Source organism: Telluria sp. AC161, assembly GCF_979258535.1.
This window is the reverse complement of the sequence record NZ_OZ409861.1, coordinates 4476984-4491359: the sequence shown is the minus strand read 5'-3', so window position 1 is coordinate 4491359 and position 14376 is coordinate 4476984. Positions and strand designations below refer to the sequence as shown.

The following is a 14376-nucleotide window of genomic DNA, read 5'->3' as shown; positions in this document are numbered from 1 at the left end:
ACCCCGTTGGTATTGTTATGGTGATGCAGCAGATATTGATTAGTTGCGTGCGTGCGACAGCTGGAACGCTTCGACGCCCTCGGTGGCGCCCAGTTCGCGCGCCAGTTCCGACAACGGCGCGCCGGTCTTGCGCGACAGCGCCAGCGCGACGAAGCGCCACTCCTGGCGGCCATCGTCGCTGCTGATGGTGAGCGAACTGCCGGCGATTTCATAGCCGCGCGACAGCGCCAGTTCGCGGATCGCCGCTTCGCGCGGCAGAAACTCGGGCCGAAAGCGCATCCGCACCGCCACCGCGTGGCGCGACGGCAGCAGCGTCTCCAGGCGGTTCAGGTAAATCATGATCATCGACGCCAGAAAGGCCAGCCCCATCGCGGCCAGATAAAAGCCGATGCCGACCAGGATGCCGATGACCGACGAGGTCCAGATCGATGCCGCCGTCGTCAGCCCGCTGATATTGAAGCCTTCGCGCATGATGACGCCGGCGCCGAGAAAGCCGATGCCGGTCACCACGCCCTGGATGATCCGGGTCGGATCGACGGCGACCATGCCCGCATGGCCGCCGTACCAGATCTCGGGGTAGCCCGCGAGGATCGTCAGCGCCGCCGACGCCATGCACACGAGGCCATAGGTGCGCATGCCGGCCGCGCGCCCATGGTAGGCGCGCTCGTAGCCGACCAGGAGCCCGAGCACCAGGGCGCCGAGCAGGTGCAGCAGGATCAGGCCATTGGTGAACAATTCCCGGCCGGACCAGTAGGCCGAGAGCAGGTCGCGTTCCGTCATGCGCGTGTCAGCGTGTCAGTGAGCGGGCGCGCTCAGGCCGGCGGCTTCTTGCGCACCAGCTGCTTTTCGAACGCGATGTCGTTCTTGCTCATGCGCGGCTGCTCCTGCGGCCCCAGGCCCTTGACGAAGGTGACGAAGTCGTCGAGCTCCATCGGTGCGCACAGCGGCGGGCTGCCGGGCGCTTCGGACAGATAGAAGTGGCCATCGCCGGTGCGCGCCATTGAATACAGCGGATTACCGGTGCGCTGCTTGAGACGGTCGACCGCGCTGCTGGCGCGTGTGGAACGGGAACTTGCCATGTCAGATTGCCTCCGTGCGCAGCATGAGCCACTCGAACGCGGCGCCTTCGACGTGGGGCGTCAGGCGCGCACGCACGGTGGCGTGGTAGTCGTTGAGCCAGACGATTTCGTCAGGCCGCAGCAGCGAACGATCGAGGCAGCGGGTGTCGATCGGGCACAGGGTGAGCGTCTCGAAGGCCAGGTATTCGCCGAATTCGGTCTTGTTCGCGGCGACATTGAGCACCAGGTTTTCGATGCGGATGCCCCAGCGGCCCGGGCGATAGATGCCCGGCTCGATCGACGTGATCATGCCCGGCTCCATCGCGGTATGCGGGTCCGGCGGCACGGCCGGCGAAATCGTCTGCGGGCCTTCGTGCACGTTCAGGAAGTAGCCGACGCCGTGGCCGGTGCCATGGCCGTAGTCGATGCCGGCAGCCCAGATCGGGGCGCGTGCGATCGCGTCGAGCAGCGGTGCGCGGGTGCCGCGCGGGAAGTGGGCGCTCGACAGCGCGATCAGCCCTTTCAGCACCAGCGTGTAGTCGCGCCGTTGGTCGGCGCTTGGCGTGCCGACCGGGATCACACGTGTGATGTCGGTGGTGCCGCCCAGGTACTGGCCGCCCGAGTCGATCAGCAGCAGGCCGTCGCCTTCGATCGTGGCGCAGGTTGCCGCTTCAGCGCGGTAATGCATGATCGCGCCATTGCTGTTGAAGCCCGCGATGGTCGAGAAACTCGCGCTGACGAAGTTCGGGCGGCGCGCGCGGGCGGCGGTGATGCGCGTGTCGATGTCGACTTCGTTGATTGCACTGCGGTTTGCGTCCGCCAGCAGCGGCTCGAGCGCGGCAAAGAATTCGCACAGCGCCGCGCCATCCTGTTCCATCGTGGCGCGCACGTTGACGGCCTCGCTATCGAGCTTGCGCGACTTGGCGAACGTGGTGGGGTTGATCGCCTCGACCACGTTCACGCCGCTGGCGACGCTCGCGCGCATGCCGGCCGTGACGCGGCGCGGATCGAGCAGCAGCGTCGCGCCTTCGGGCAGCGCTTCGAGCGCATGCACGGCGTTTTCGTACGGCGCCAGGTGCACGTCGTCCGCTTCCAGGCGCGCACGTACGTCAGCCGGCACCTTGCCGTCGCCGACGAACAGCGTGGCGTCGCCACGGCCGATCAACGCGTGGGCCAGGAACACGGGATTGAAGCTGACGTCGGCGCCGCGCAGGTTGAACAGGTAGGCGATGTCGTCGAGCGTCGAGACAAAATGGAAACCGGCGCCATGCGCTTCCATCGCCGCGCGCGTGGCCTGCAGCTTGTCGGCGCGGGTGGCGGTGGCAAACGGCGGCAGGTGCTCGAACACGGCGTCGGCCGGCAGCGCCGGGCGCTCTTGCCAGACATCGTCCAGCAGGTCGAGATCGGTGCGCAGCACGACACCTTTGGCCTGCAGCGCGTCGGCCAGCAGGCGTGCGCCGGCCAGGCCCAGCACGCGCGCATCGACGGCGGCAGTCTGGCCGGCGGCCAGGTTGGCGGCGAGCCAGTCGACGTGCAGCTGGCTGGCCACGCCCGGGATCTTCATCAGCGCGATGTCGGTGCCGGCCAGTTCGGTTTCGGCCTGCGTGAAGTAGCGGCCATCGGTCCAGACGCCGGCAAATTTCGCGGTGGCGATGAAGGTGCCGACCGAGCCCGTGAAGCCGGACAGCCATTCGCGGCCCTTCCAGTGACCGGGCAGGTATTCCGACAGGTGCGGGTCGCTCGACGGCACGATGACGGCGTCGATGCCGTGGCGCGCCATGGCTGCGCGCAGTTGCGCGAGCCGGTCGGCGCGGAGGGCCTGCGAGTCGGCGGAAGAGTCAGTGGAAGTGCGGGCTTGTTCGGTGGCGTCGGACATGGGCGGAGGCGTCGATTTGTTTTCCAAGCTGCGTATGATACGCCCCATTTGGCGCCGCCGACATACGCGGGGCACCCCAACCGGAACACCCTCCAGCCCGGGGATCACGCATAATGGCGCGGCATCCACCAGACATAGAGACCCATGCTCGATTTTCATCATGAGCGCGCCCGCGCGCTGTTGGCGAACGCCACGCAGATCGTCACGCCCACTGAAGTCCAGGCCGCTGTCACCAGCGTCGCCGACCAGCTCAATGCGCGCTTTGCCGCGCCGGGCGCCACCGAGTTCCCGCTCGTACTGGGCGTGATGGGTGGCGCGGTCGTGTTCACCGGCACCCTGCTGCCGCAACTGGCCTTCCCGCTCGACTTCGACTACATCCACGTCAGCCGCTACGGCGACGATGACCGTGGCGGCGAACTGGTGTGGAAAGTGATCCCGCGCCAGAACGTGGCGGGCCGCACGATTTTGCTGGTCGACGACATCCTCGATGAAGGCGAGACGCTGGCCCACGTCAAGCAGCGCCTGCTGGACATGGGCGCGGCCGAAGTGATGGTCGTGGTGTTTGCCGACAAGGACCTGGGCCGCGCCAAGCCGATCACGGCCGACCTGGTCGGATTGAGCCTGCCGAACAAGTTCGTTGTCGGCTTCGGAATGGACGTGTATGGCTACTGGCGCAACCTGCCGGGCCTGTGGACGATCCGGCCCGAGGATTTGAAGCAGCCTGAGGCGCCGGCAGCCTGAGGCGGACGACGCCGGTGTTAGTGCCGGTGTTGGTGTTGTAGGGTGGAAGGCTATGCCTTCCACGCGTTCAACCAACGGCTTCCCTTCGCTACGACAAACCTCTGCGCCAACCTGGTTTGAACGCGTGGACGGGGAACCCGTCCACCCTACGCATGAGGTGGTCGCGAACCACCATATATTTACGGAGCGAGGTGGTCGCGAACCACCATGTCTTCAGAGCGCGAGGCGCGCGCGCGCCGCCATGTATTCGGCGGTCAAGCGCGCGACCATGTCGGCCACCGTCGGCACGTCGTCCATCAGGCCGACGCCCTGCCCTGCGCCCCAGATATCGCGCCAGGCCTTGGCGCTGCCCGAACCAAAGCTCATCTTGCTCTTGTCCGATTCTGGCAGGTTGTCCGGGTCCAGCCCGGCCGCGACGATCGATTTTTTCAGGTAGTTGCCGTGCACGCCCGTAAACAGGTTCGTGTAGACGACGTCGGCGGCCGTCGATTCGACGATCGCATCGCGGTAGTCGTCGCTGACGTTCGATTCTTTCGTCGCCAGCCAGCGCGAACCGATGTAGGCAAAGTCGGCGCCCATTGCCTGCGCGGCCAGGATTGCGTCGCCCGTGGCAATCGAGCCGGACAGCGCGATCGGCCCCTTGAACATCTTGCGGATTTCGCCCACCAGCGCGAACGGCGACAGCGCGCCTGCATGACCACCAGCGCCAGCGGCCACCAGGATCAGGCCATCGACGCCCGCTTCCAGCGCTTTCTCGGCGTGGCGGATCGAGACGATATCGTGCAGCACGATGCCGCCGTACGAATGCACGGCGTCCATCATCTCGCGCGGCGGCGCGCGCAGTGACGAAATGATGATCGGTATCTGGTGCTTGACGCAGACTTCGACGTCATGCGCCAGGCGGTCGTTCGACTGGTGGACGATCTGGTTGACGGCGATCGGGCCGACCTTCTTGCCCGGATTGGCCGCGGCGTAGTCGGCCAGTTCGCGCTGCAGGTCGGTCAGCCAGACGTCGAGCATCTCGGCCGGCCGGGCATTGAGTGCCGGGAACGAGCCGACGATGCCGGCCTTGCACTGGGCTGCCACCAGCGCGGGCCCGCTGGCAATGAACATCGGCGAAGCGATGACAGGAAGGGACAGGTTTTGCAGCGCGGCGGGCATCGTCATGGAAGCTCTCGGTGGTGGGTGGAGGATGGGCCTGATTATAGCCCTGAAAAAAGTACGACCGTGCTAGATTCCTGCCTCTAAACGACCGTTACTGCCAGTCGATCTCGCCCTCGCGGCGCCGGATCTCGGCCCAGATCGCGCGTTTGGCGTCATCGGTGGCCGTGCCCCAGGCGACGATTTCATCGATGGTGCGCAGGCAGCCCTGGCACAGGCCCGTCTCGGGGACCATCTGGCAGATATTGATGCAGGGCGACGGTACGGGGGTTTGCAGTTCGGGAGCCATCGTTCGCAGTGGTGGAAAATAAAGTGGCATTATCGCGCGGCTGGCAGTCCAGCGCCGCGTGTTGCCTGTCTTTTACTATACTGGGGCAACGCCACTTTGCACGAGGTGCCCATGAAATTACGCTCTGTTTTGCTGGCTGGCCTGTTCGGCGTGTCCACGACTGCCTTTGGCCAGATACTCTCTCCCGACGGCTACGGCAAGATCGGATTCGGCCAGCGGCTGAGCGTCGTCGAGCGCCAACTGGGCCAGCGCGCCGCGCCCCGCCCGGCCGACCCGGCCTGTTCGATGGTGGCATTCAAACGGTATCCCGACGTGCGCTTCATGGTCGAAAACGGCGTGATCACGCGCGCGGACGTTAACCGGATCGTGCGCAACAGCGCCGGCATCACGGCGCGCATGTCGGTGAAGGAGGCGCAACGCCATCGCCCGGCGTTGCAGGTCGGGCCACACAAATACGACGAGAACGGCCAGTACCTGACGCTCGCACAGGGCAAGGACAAGGCGCTGATCTTCGAAGCGAGCAAAGGCAAGCTGCAGCGCATGCGCGCAGGCCTTAAACCGGCTGTGGAGTACGTGGAAACCTGCGGTTGAGCATGCGTTGGCGCTTGATGTGATCACATAGATCAATGTTCCGTATCTAACGCAGCAGCATATATAAGGGCCGTTCGGCAACGCTGGCAAGGTTCGTGTAAGCTCATGGCCTGAAATTGGTGCAGTGCACAAAAAAGGAATGCCATGAAACTCAACCGACTCATGCTCGCGCAAATGCGCAGCGCTACCCGAACGCTCTGGCGCTCGGGTCCGGTGACCCCAGGCGCAGCAGTACGGCAAGCGATGAGCAACGTCAACGCGTTGCACCGGGTCGCCCGACAACAGATGCGTGACTTCACGCTGACGGTGACGCTACCGGAATCCGCGTCGGAATCCGCGCCGCAATCTGCGCCAGCCCCTGCTGCTGCCGCCACGCCTGCTGCCGCGCCCGCAGCAACGGCCAGCGCGCCGCTGACTGGCACCTTCATCGCCGGCAGCCACACGAACGCCGCCGGCACGCGTGACTACAAGCTCTACATCCCGGCCAGCTACACGGACGGCCCCGCGCCGCTGGTGGTGATGCTGCATGGCTGCACGCAGGACCCGGATGACTTCGCCGCCGGCACCGGAATGAACGTGCTGGCCGAAGAGGTCGGCTGCCTGGTGCTGTATCCGGCGCAAAGTAAAAGCGCCAACCCGTCGCGCTGCTGGAACTGGTTCAACGCCGTCGATCAGCGCCGCGATGAAGGCGAGCCGTCGCTCATCGCCGGCATGACGCAGGCGATCATGGACACCTACAGCGTCGATGCGAGTCAGGTGTATGTGGCTGGCCTGTCCGCCGGCGGCGCAATGGCCACCATCATGGGCACGCTGTATCCCGACCTGTACGCCGCCGTCGGCGTGCATTCCGGCTTGCCATTTGCGTCGGCCAACGATCTGTCGTCGGCCCTGGCGGCGATGAAGGGCGACTTCCGGCGCAGCCAGCTCGAGAACCAGCCGTTGCCGGTCATCGTGTTCCATGGCGACCGCGATACGACAGTGCACCCGGCCAATGGTGAAGAAGTGGTGGCGCAAGGCGCACGCCATGTGCCGCAGCCGGGCACGACCGAACCGGGCAACGTGCCGGACGGCCATGCCTACACGCGCACGCTGTATCCGGCCACCGATGGCACCGTGCAGGCAGAACACTGGCTGGTGCATGGCGCCGGCCACGCGTGGTCGGGTGGCCAGGCGCACGGCAGCTATACCGACGGCAAGGGGCCTGACGCCAGCCGCGAAATGATGCGCTTCTTCCGTACCCAGCGCTGAGCCGTCAGGGCGGTGCGGCAGCTGGGGGCTGAGCCTGCGCGGCAATGTGGTCGCGCAGACAGGCCGGACACCAGCAGCCGACCGCTTCCTGCGGCACCGCCACCGCCGGTGGCAATGCCGTACACCAGCACGGCGCGCTGTCGCCATCGGCCATGGCGCAGCTGAACGGGGCGCCGCAGCGCGTGCAATGACTCATGGTCTCAACAGCCTTGACGATGGATGGCGAACGGCGGGAATGGCATGGCAGGAGTAGAGTGGTGGGTACTGCTATAAAATACAACGAAACGCCGCCCACTCCCCACAAGGTTTACGCTGTTTTTACGGCATTTGGCTGTAAAATCTCGCGACAATTATTTCGGACTCTCCATGAACGCTCAAGTGACCAGCCTGACTACCGACGACCAACCAAACGACCTCGCGGGCGTCTCCCCGGCGATCAAGGCGCAGATCCTGGCCGAAGCGCTTCCGTACATCCGTAATTTCCACGGCAAGACCATCGTCATCAAATACGGTGGCAACGCCATGACCGACGAGCGCCTGAAGCACGGCTTCGCACGCGATGTCATCCTGCTCAAGCTGGTGGGCATGAACCCGGTCGTGGTGCACGGCGGCGGTCCGCAGATCGACAACGCGCTGAAGAAAATCGGCAAGCAAGGCACGTTCGTGCAGGGCATGCGCATCACCGACGAAGAAACCATGGAAGTGGTGGAGTGGGTGCTGGGCGGCGAAGTCCAGCAGGACATCGTCATGCTGATCAACCACTATGGTGGCCAGGCCGTGGGCCTGACCGGCAAGGATGGCGGCCTGATTCGCGCGCGCCGCATGGCGATGCCCGACAAGGAAAAACCAGGCGAGTTCCTCGACATCGGCTTCGTTGGCGAGATCGACGCCATCAACCCGGCCGTCGTCAAGGCGCTCCAGGACGATGCGTTCATTCCGATCATTTCACCGATCGGCTTTGGCCAGGACGGCCAGGCCTACAACATCAATGCCGACGTCGTCGCCGGCAAGATCGCCGAAATCCTGAAGGCTGAAAAGCTGATCATGATGACCAACATCGCCGGTGTGCAAGATAAATCGGGCAACCTCGTCACCGACCTGTCGGCGCGCGAGATCGACGAGATGTTCGCCGACGGCACGATCTCGGGCGGCATGCTGCCCAAGATTTCATCAGCCCTGGACGCTGCCAAATCGGGCGTGAACACGGTTCACATCATCGATGGCCGTATCGAACACTCATTGCTGCTCGAAGTCTTGACCGAACAGGCTTTTGGCACTATGATCCGGTCTCATTAAATTTTTTGTGGCGGAAACAATCGCCACAGAAAAACCAGTACCGCCCTTTTAGCTCAGTGGTAGAGCACTCCCTTGGTAAGGGAGAGGCCACGTGTTCAATCCACGTAAAGGGCACCATCGCTTCACCTCCCCTCTGCTTTACCAACGCCTCGCACAGTGGCCACTTCCCTACCCCGCGCACCTGTCTGGTTATTTGACCTCGACAACACCCTGCACGACGCATCGCATGCGATTTTTCCGGCGATCAGCGCCAACATGAACACCTATATCGCGCGCGTGCTGAGCCAGAACGGCGAAACTGCCACGCCAGCGATGATCAATGCCGCGCGCGTCGGGTACTGGAAGCGCTACGGCGCCACCCTGCTCGGCATGATGCGCCATCATCAGGTGTGCCCGGCCGACTTCCTGCGCCAGACGCACGATATCGGCCCGCTGGCCGAGCTGCTGCGCTTCGAGCGCGGCCTGAGCCGCCTGCTGCGCCGTCTGCCGGGCCGCAAGATCCTGCTGACCAATGCACCCAACTCGTACTCGACCGAGATCGTGCGCCGCCTGAAGCTGCACAACCATTTCTCGCACCACGTGGCCATCGAGCACATGCATGTGCACCGCCAGTTGCGGCCCAAGCCGTCCAAGCTGATGCTGCGCCGCCTCTTGCGCAAGCATGGTGTGGCCGCGCAGCGCTGCATCCTGGTCGAAGACACGCTGGCCAATCTGCGCACCGCGCGCCAGCTGGGCCTGCGCACTGTCTGGGTCACTCAATACCTGCGTGTGAGCGATCCGATCGGCACCGCCCCCCTCCCGAGGACATTGAAATGCCCCGGTTACGTCAATGTCAAAGTAAAATCCGTGCGGCAACTTCCTGCGCGGCTGTCGAGGCTGCGTTAAACGATCAACCACTCCTAGGGATCCCATGGCAAGCACGAAGCCCGGCCAGCGCAAGCTGCAAATCCTTCAGGCCCTGGCCGCGATGCTCGAGCAGCCCAAGGGCGAGAAAATCACCACTGCCGCCCTGGCCGCGCGCCTGGGCGTCTCTGAAGCGGCGCTGTACCGCCACTTTGCCAGCAAGGCCCAGATGTACGAGGGGTTGATCGAGTTCATCGAGACCTCGGTATTCGGCGTCATCAACCAGATCAGCGAACACGAAGAAGGCGGCCTGGATCAGACGCGCGCGATCGTGCAGATGCTGCTCGGCTTTGCGGCGAACAATCCGGGCATGACGCGCGTGCTGATCGGCGACGCGCTGGTCAACGAAGACGAGCGCCTGCAGCACCGCATGAATGCGTTTTACGACAAGGTCGAGCTGGCGTTCAAGGGGGCGTTGCGCGTGGCTGTCACGCAGGGGCATGGCCAGGAAGCCGACGTCGCCGGTCGCGCAAGCCTGTTGATGAATTACGTCACAGGCCGCTGGCACCGCTTTGCCAAGAGCGGCTTCAAGGTCAGTCCCGTGGAAGGCACGGCGCTGCACCTGTCGTTGCTGCTGGCAGCGTAAAATCCGGGGATGGATACTGGTGAAGTCTTTGCACTGCTCGACGATGCGCGCGCCACGCACGAAGCCCGTTCGCGGCTCTACCGCGGCCATGCCGGCACGCTGACCTGTGATGATGCCGGCGGCTGGCCGCCGCTTCTGGCGGCCCTGCAAACCGCGCTGCAACAGGGTTTGTATGCGGTGCCGCTGCTGACGTACGAACTTGGCGCGCATCTGCAGAACCTGCCGGCGCGCGCCCTCGACGGACCGCTGGCGCAGGTGCTGCTGTTTTCGCACTGCGACCACCTGACGGGCGAGCAGGTCGCATCATGGCTCGCCACGCGCAGCGCCGGCCCGGACCAGATTGCCGGCGTGGCCGGCGTCACGGCCAATGTCGACGAGGCACAGTTCGTCGCCGCCATCGGCCGCATTCGCGCGCTGATTGAAGCGGGCGACACCTACCAGGTCAACTACACGTATCGCTTGCGCTTTGACGCCTTCGGCCCGCTCGTCGCCCTGTATGCGCGCCTGCGCGCGCGTCAGCCGGTGCCGTATGGCGCGCTGGTGGCGCTGCCGGATGGCCGCGCGCTGCTGTCGTTCTCGCCCGAGCTGTTCGTGCGCCACGCCGATGGCGTGCTGCAGGCGCGGCCAATGAAGGGCACGGCGCGCGCCAGCGGTGACGCCACCATCGATGCCGCGCGTGCGCGCGACCTGGCGCAGGACACCAAGAACCGCGCCGAAAACCTGATGATCGTCGACCTGCTGCGCAATGACCTGGGCCGCGTGGCGGTCACGGGCAGCGTGCAAACGCCCGTGCTGTTTGACGTGCAGCGCTACGGCGCCGTGCTGCAGATGACGTCCACGGTGCAGGCGCGCCTGAAACCCGATGCGGCGCTGGTGGATGTGTTTGACGCGCTGTACCCGTGCGGCTCGATCACGGGCGCGCCCAAACGCCGCGCGATGGAAATCATCCACGAGCTCGAACCCGATGCACGCGGCGTCTACACCGGCGCGATTGGCTGGTTCGATCCGGCGCCACAGGGCCGCGCGTTCGGCGACTTCTGCCTATCGGTACCGATCCGCACGCTGGCGCTGGCGGCGCCAGAGAGCGGCATAAGGCGCGGCGAGCTGGGCGTGGGCGCCGGCATCGTCCACGACAGCGAAGCGCACGACGAATTCGCGGAGTGCCAGTTGAAAGCAGGCTTTTTGACCGGGCTGGCCAACGATGTCACGATCTTCGAAACGCTGCGCGCCTCATGCGAACACGGTTGCGGGCACGTCGAACAGCACCTCGAGCGCTTGCGCGCTTCATGCACCTATTTCGGTGTCCCGTTTGACCCCGGCGCCGCGCATGCGGCCCTGGACGCCGCCTGCCTGGCGCTGCCGACCGACAGTACGTACCGCATGCGCCTGGCCATCGATGCGGCTGGCGCGCTGACCATCACATCGGGCGTGCTGGCGCCGCTGCTGGAGCCGGTGCTGGTGGTGCTGGCCGACGAGCCGACGGCCAGTAGCGACATCTTCCTGCGTCACAAGACGAGCCGGCGCGGCCGCTACGACGCGGCCTGGCAGGCGGCCGAAGCGCGCGGCGCGTTCGATGCGCTGTTCTTCAACGAGCGCGGTGAATTGACGGAAGGTGGGCGCAGCAATATCTTCGTGCGCATGGGGGATGCGTGGATCACGCCGCCCCTCCGCTGTGGCGTGCTGCCGGGTGTGATGCGGGGCGTGCTGCTGGCAGCGCCCGCATGGCATGCGCGCGAAGGCGTGATCACGCGCGCGATGCTTGAAGCGGCCGACGACATCGTCGTCTGCAATGCGCTGCGCGGGCCGCTGCGCGCCGTGCTTCTTCAGAAGCGATAACCGACGCCCAGGCCGAACAGCATCGGATCGACTTTCAGGTGGCTGATGTTGGCGCCGCCGACGATCACGTCGCTGCGGATGTTCACACGTTTGATGTCGGCGTTGAGCGACCAGTGCTCGTCCAGGCGGAAGTCGAGGCCAGCCTGCAGCGCCAGCCCGACGCTGTCGTTCTCGAGGTCAGCCGCGCCATTGAGCAGCTTGACGCTCGAGATACGCGTGTAGTTCACGCCCACGCCCACGTACGGATTGAAGGTGGCGCCCGGTGCAAAATGGTATTGCGCGCTGAGCGTCGGCGGCAAGTGCTTGAAGCTGCCGATCCTGGTGCCGGCCAGCGTCACATTGTGCTTCTGCGGATAGGTCAGGATCAGTTCCGCCGCGAAGTTCGGCGTGAAGAAGTAGCTGATATCCAGCTCGGGGATGGTCTTGTTGCTGACCTTGATCGTGTCTGCCGCACCCACACCGCCAACCGGGCTCGATTTGTTGTCCGGCTCCATCTGGATGGCGCGTGCACGCACCAGCCATGGCGATTCCTGGGCCAGCGCCTGTGCAGATGCCACGGCAATCAGGGCCACTACTACGGATTTCAACATCGTTGTCATTGGTTCTTACCTTTCGTTTTTAAATTACTGCCACGAAAGTAAGCTTATTGATGTGGACCCAAAAAAACGTTGATCCACATCAAAATGACCATGTTGCCTGTAAGGTTACAGCGCTTTCTCGATCTGTCCGACCAATTGCGGGTCTTCCGGCGTCACTTTGCTCGGGAAGTACTCGAGCACTTTACCGTCGCGCCCGATCAGGTACTTGGTGAAGTTCCACTTCGGTTCCTTGCCCGTCGCCTTGATCAGCTGCGCGTGCAGCGGGTTGGCGTCCGGTCCCTTGACCGACGTCTTGGCGAACATCGGGAACTTCACGCCATAGGTGTTGTAGCAGAGGTCCGCGATTTCTTTCGCGTTGCCGGGTTCCTGCTGGCCGAAGTCGTTCGACGGGAAGCCCAGCACCACCAGGCCGCGGCTGCCATATTTGGCGTAGATCTTTTCCAGGCCTTCGTACTGCTTGGTAAAGCCGCAGTAGCTGGCCGTGTTGACCACCAGGACCACCTTGCCGCTGTACTGGCAGAGGTCTTGCGGCGCTTCGTCTTGCAGGCGCTTGAAGCTGTGCTTGAGCACTGCCGGGCAGGCAGCCGGCGTTTTGTTCAATGCCGGCGCTGGCGCAGCAGGCGCGGACTGCGCGCTGGCGGGCGGGATGACGCTGGCGGCAGCGGTGGCGGCGAGCAGCAGGGCAATGGTCTTGATCATGGCGTGGTATTGACGAGGTGGAAGTAGCAGCGATTGTAGCGCGGGCAGCGACGCCACGCGCCGCTTTTCAGGCGCTTGCCTGCAGGCTGCGGTGCTCGATCTTGATGCAGTGGTTCATCACCACATCCAGGCCGGCAGCGCGCGCCAGATCGGCGGCAACCTGGTTCTCGATCTCGAGCTGCATCCACAGGCACACTGCCCCCACGGCGATCGCATCGCGCGCGATCGGGCCGATGTCTTCCGACTTACGGAAGCAATCGACGATGTCGATGCGCTGGCCGCCCTCTCCCAGCGAGGCGGCAGCCTCTTGCAGCGTGGCGAATACGGGTTCGCCGAGGATCGTCTCGCCGGCGTACTGGGGATTGACCGGCAGGATGCGGTAGCCGTGCTGCTGCAGGTAGGCGCCCACTTCGTGGCTGGCGCGGTCCGGCTTGGTCGACAGGCCGACGATGGCGATGGTGGTGCTTTCTTCGAGGATCTGGGCAATGGTGCGCATGGTGGCAGGCAGGTCGTTGGGATGGCGATCAGCTTAGCAGGTTTGGCCGATTTCCCAGGAACCATGCTCAGCGCCGTAGGGTGGACGGCTTCGCCGTCCACGCGTTCAAACCAACCCTGCTCCGTGGTGTATCAATGCTGGTTGAACGCGTGGGCGGGAAACCCGCCCACCCTACGCCAGTCACAAAATTAAATGGATGGGCCGTAACCCAGAACACCAACGAAAAAAAGGCAGCCCGCAGGCTGCCTTTCTTGTTGCCGAGCTTGTACTTAAGCTCAACGGCCTTTCGAACGCAGACGCTGAATTGCCGCCAACTGCGCAATTGCCGCGGCCATTTCGGCCTGGGCTTTTGCGTAGTCGATCTTCGACTCTTGATTGAGCATCAGGTCTTCAGCCTGCTTCTTCGCGGACGTTGCCTTCGCTTCGTCCAGGTCGGCGCCGCGGATTGCGGTGTCGGCCAGCACGGTCACGCCGTTCGGCTGCACTTCGAGGATACCGCCGGCGACGAAGACGAACTCTTCACCACCACCGGCAACCTGGATGCGCACGGCGCCCGGGCGGATGCGCGTGATCAACGGGGTGTGCTTCGGGTAGATACCCAGCTCACCCGCTTCACCCGGCAACGCGACGAATTCGGCCTGGCCGGAGAAGATCTGCTCTTCGGCCGAGACGACGTCGACTTGAAATGTGTTTGCCATTAATTCAGAAAGAAAAAATATTCAAAAATGTATCGCTAATTTCTTAACATTCAACTTAAATAATTTATTTCCAAATATTCCATACCATGTCGCATCAGTGATATTCACAACATAAGCTACAGTGTAAAAAATAGCCGCAGAATATTGAAGTAAGAAAAATATGCATGCAATTTAGAAAATCGAGACCAAACAAGCGCAAGCGATGCCATTGACCTTGAAGTCTCCTTCAAACCTGCCGTCCACACTAAACTCTTTTTTGATCGCACTCATCGCGATTGATTACCTGAAACTGAGCGATC

Annotated in this window: 17 protein-coding genes and 1 tRNA gene; 8 read left to right on the top strand and 10 right to left on the bottom strand. The window is 63.9% G+C overall.

Annotated elements, in window-relative coordinates:
- Window positions 1-39: 39 nt before the first annotated feature.
- From ACZ0AJ_RS20025 to ACZ0AJ_RS20015, 3 genes are read right to left on the bottom strand one after another with little or no spacing between them, the layout of a single operon-like run.
- Window positions 40-780, bottom strand: coding sequence for an MgtC/SapB family protein (locus ACZ0AJ_RS20025; RefSeq protein WP_499456161.1), 741 nt, complete (start codon window positions 778-780; stop codon window positions 40-42).
- Window positions 781-812: 32 nt separating this feature from the next.
- Entirely contained in the window at window positions 813-1079 is a 267-nt protein-coding gene (locus ACZ0AJ_RS20020; protein WP_183554813.1) for a hypothetical protein, read from the bottom strand.
- Window position 1080: 1 nt separating this feature from the next.
- Window positions 1081-2934 (bottom strand): aminopeptidase P family protein, encoded by a 1854-nt coding sequence (locus ACZ0AJ_RS20015; RefSeq protein WP_499456160.1) that lies wholly within the window; start codon window positions 2932-2934, stop codon window positions 1081-1083.
- Between the two features lie 144 nt (window positions 2935-3078).
- Here ACZ0AJ_RS20015 and ACZ0AJ_RS20010 point away from each other — a divergent pair, with 144 nt between their 5' ends.
- The gene (locus ACZ0AJ_RS20010) at window positions 3079-3675 is read left to right on the top strand and encodes a hypoxanthine-guanine phosphoribosyltransferase (protein WP_499456159.1); all 597 of its coding nucleotides are present in this window, start codon (window positions 3079-3081) and stop codon (window positions 3673-3675) included.
- Between the two features lie 213 nt (window positions 3676-3888).
- Here ACZ0AJ_RS20010 and ACZ0AJ_RS20005 read toward each other — a convergent pair whose 3' ends face one another.
- Both ACZ0AJ_RS20005 and ACZ0AJ_RS20000 read right to left on the bottom strand, forming a co-directional pair.
- A complete protein-coding gene (locus ACZ0AJ_RS20005; RefSeq protein ID WP_183554819.1) occupies window positions 3889-4842 on the bottom strand; it encodes an NAD(P)H-dependent flavin oxidoreductase in 954 nt (317 codons plus the stop codon).
- Between the two features lie 88 nt (window positions 4843-4930).
- Window positions 4931-5125 carry a DUF1289 domain-containing protein gene (locus ACZ0AJ_RS20000; RefSeq protein WP_183554821.1) on the bottom strand — a complete coding sequence of 65 codons (195 nt, stop codon included), beginning with the start codon at window positions 5123-5125 and terminating at the stop codon, window positions 4931-4933.
- A 111-nt stretch (window positions 5126-5236) separates the two neighbouring features.
- Between ACZ0AJ_RS20000 and ACZ0AJ_RS19995 the strand changes: the two genes are divergently transcribed.
- Both ACZ0AJ_RS19995 and ACZ0AJ_RS19990 read left to right on the top strand, forming a co-directional pair.
- A complete protein-coding gene (locus ACZ0AJ_RS19995; RefSeq protein WP_499456156.1) occupies window positions 5237-5716 on the top strand; it encodes a hypothetical protein in 480 nt (159 codons plus the stop codon).
- 144 nt (window positions 5717-5860) lie between these two features.
- Window positions 5861-6964 (top strand): extracellular catalytic domain type 1 short-chain-length polyhydroxyalkanoate depolymerase, encoded by a 1104-nt coding sequence (locus ACZ0AJ_RS19990; protein ID WP_499456155.1) that lies wholly within the window; start codon window positions 5861-5863, stop codon window positions 6962-6964.
- A gap of 4 nt (window positions 6965-6968) precedes the next feature.
- Here ACZ0AJ_RS19990 and ACZ0AJ_RS19985 read toward each other — a convergent pair whose 3' ends face one another.
- Entirely contained in the window at window positions 6969-7118 is a 150-nt protein-coding gene (locus ACZ0AJ_RS19985) for a cysteine-rich CWC family protein (RefSeq protein WP_499456820.1), read from the bottom strand.
- Between the two features lie 212 nt (window positions 7119-7330).
- On the opposite strand from ACZ0AJ_RS19985, the gene argB reads away from it, so the two are divergent.
- The 5 genes from argB to ACZ0AJ_RS19960 all read left to right on the top strand — a co-directional run bounded on the left by argB (window position 7331) and on the right by ACZ0AJ_RS19960 (window position 11585).
- The gene (gene argB / locus ACZ0AJ_RS19980; RefSeq protein WP_183554827.1) at window positions 7331-8260 is read left to right on the top strand and encodes an acetylglutamate kinase; all 930 of its coding nucleotides are present in this window, start codon (window positions 7331-7333) and stop codon (window positions 8258-8260) included.
- A 42-nt stretch (window positions 8261-8302) separates the two neighbouring features.
- Window positions 8303-8377, top strand: a tRNA-Thr gene (locus tag ACZ0AJ_RS19975).
- Window positions 8378-8416: 39 nt separating this feature from the next.
- Entirely contained in the window at window positions 8417-9145 is a 729-nt protein-coding gene (locus tag ACZ0AJ_RS19970) for a pyrimidine 5'-nucleotidase (RefSeq protein WP_499456154.1), read from the top strand.
- A 25-nt stretch (window positions 9146-9170) separates the two neighbouring features.
- Window positions 9171-9749 carry a nucleoid occlusion factor SlmA gene (gene slmA / locus ACZ0AJ_RS19965; RefSeq protein WP_499456152.1) on the top strand — a complete coding sequence of 193 codons (579 nt, stop codon included), beginning with the start codon at window positions 9171-9173 and terminating at the stop codon, window positions 9747-9749.
- Between the two features lie 9 nt (window positions 9750-9758).
- Complete coding sequence (locus ACZ0AJ_RS19960) at window positions 9759-11585, top strand: chorismate-binding protein (protein ID WP_499456151.1); 1827 nt, start codon at window positions 9759-9761, stop codon at window positions 11583-11585.
- Here ACZ0AJ_RS19960 and ACZ0AJ_RS19955 read toward each other — a convergent pair.
- From ACZ0AJ_RS19955 to ACZ0AJ_RS19940, 4 genes are all read right to left on the bottom strand, one after another.
- Window positions 11573-12184 carry an OmpW/AlkL family protein gene (locus tag ACZ0AJ_RS19955; RefSeq protein WP_499456149.1) on the bottom strand — a complete coding sequence of 204 codons (612 nt, stop codon included), beginning with the start codon at window positions 12182-12184 and terminating at the stop codon, window positions 11573-11575. The two genes, ACZ0AJ_RS19960 and ACZ0AJ_RS19955, sit on opposite strands and share 13 nt — an antisense overlap.
- 105 nt (window positions 12185-12289) lie before the next feature.
- Window positions 12290-12883 (bottom strand): glutathione peroxidase, encoded by a 594-nt coding sequence (locus ACZ0AJ_RS19950; protein ID WP_499456147.1) that lies wholly within the window; start codon window positions 12881-12883, stop codon window positions 12290-12292.
- A gap of 67 nt (window positions 12884-12950) precedes the next feature.
- A complete protein-coding gene (locus tag ACZ0AJ_RS19945) occupies window positions 12951-13379 on the bottom strand; it encodes a CoA-binding protein (protein WP_499456146.1) in 429 nt (142 codons plus the stop codon).
- Between the two features lie 275 nt (window positions 13380-13654).
- Window positions 13655-14077 carry a F0F1 ATP synthase subunit epsilon gene (locus ACZ0AJ_RS19940; protein ID WP_183554845.1) on the bottom strand — a complete coding sequence of 141 codons (423 nt, stop codon included), beginning with the start codon at window positions 14075-14077 and terminating at the stop codon, window positions 13655-13657.
- Between the last annotated feature and the right edge of the window lie 299 nt (window positions 14078-14376).

What these genes read in the sequence shown, in the direction of transcription:
- ACZ0AJ_RS20015 (WP_499456160.1), bottom strand. Translation starts at nt 2,934, where the DNA reads ATGTCCGACGCCACCGAACAAGCCCGCACTTCCACTGACTCTTCCGCC.
- ACZ0AJ_RS19995 (WP_499456156.1), top strand. Translation starts at nt 5,237, where the DNA reads ATGAAATTACGCTCTGTTTTGCTGGCTGGCCTGTTCGGCGTGTCCACG.
- ACZ0AJ_RS20020 (WP_183554813.1), bottom strand. Translation starts at nt 1,079, where the DNA reads ATGGCAAGTTCCCGTTCCACACGCGCCAGCAGCGCGGTCGACCGTCTC.
- ACZ0AJ_RS20010 (WP_499456159.1), top strand. Translation starts at nt 3,079, where the DNA reads ATGCTCGATTTTCATCATGAGCGCGCCCGCGCGCTGTTGGCGAACGCC.
- slmA (WP_499456152.1), top strand. Translation starts at nt 9,171, where the DNA reads ATGGCAAGCACGAAGCCCGGCCAGCGCAAGCTGCAAATCCTTCAGGCC.
- ACZ0AJ_RS19985 (WP_499456820.1), bottom strand. Translation starts at nt 7,118, where the DNA reads ATGGCCGATGGCGACAGCGCGCCGTGCTGGTGTACGGCATTGCCACCG.
- ACZ0AJ_RS19990 (WP_499456155.1), top strand. Translation starts at nt 5,861, where the DNA reads ATGAAACTCAACCGACTCATGCTCGCGCAAATGCGCAGCGCTACCCGA.
- ACZ0AJ_RS19960 (WP_499456151.1), top strand. Translation starts at nt 9,759, where the DNA reads ATGGATACTGGTGAAGTCTTTGCACTGCTCGACGATGCGCGCGCCACG.
- ACZ0AJ_RS20025 (WP_499456161.1), bottom strand. Translation starts at nt 780, where the DNA reads ATGACGGAACGCGACCTGCTCTCGGCCTACTGGTCCGGCCGGGAATTG.
- ACZ0AJ_RS19950 (WP_499456147.1), bottom strand. Translation starts at nt 12,883, where the DNA reads ATGATCAAGACCATTGCCCTGCTGCTCGCCGCCACCGCTGCCGCCAGC.
- ACZ0AJ_RS20005 (WP_183554819.1), bottom strand. Translation starts at nt 4,842, where the DNA reads ATGACGATGCCCGCCGCGCTGCAAAACCTGTCCCTTCCTGTCATCGCT.
- ACZ0AJ_RS20000 (WP_183554821.1), bottom strand. Translation starts at nt 5,125, where the DNA reads ATGGCTCCCGAACTGCAAACCCCCGTACCGTCGCCCTGCATCAATATC.
- ACZ0AJ_RS19955 (WP_499456149.1), bottom strand. Translation starts at nt 12,184, where the DNA reads ATGACAACGATGTTGAAATCCGTAGTAGTGGCCCTGATTGCCGTGGCA.
- ACZ0AJ_RS19945 (WP_499456146.1), bottom strand. Translation starts at nt 13,379, where the DNA reads ATGCGCACCATTGCCCAGATCCTCGAAGAAAGCACCACCATCGCCATC.
- ACZ0AJ_RS19940 (WP_183554845.1), bottom strand. Translation starts at nt 14,077, where the DNA reads ATGGCAAACACATTTCAAGTCGACGTCGTCTCGGCCGAAGAGCAGATC.
- argB (WP_183554827.1), top strand. Translation starts at nt 7,331, where the DNA reads ATGAACGCTCAAGTGACCAGCCTGACTACCGACGACCAACCAAACGAC.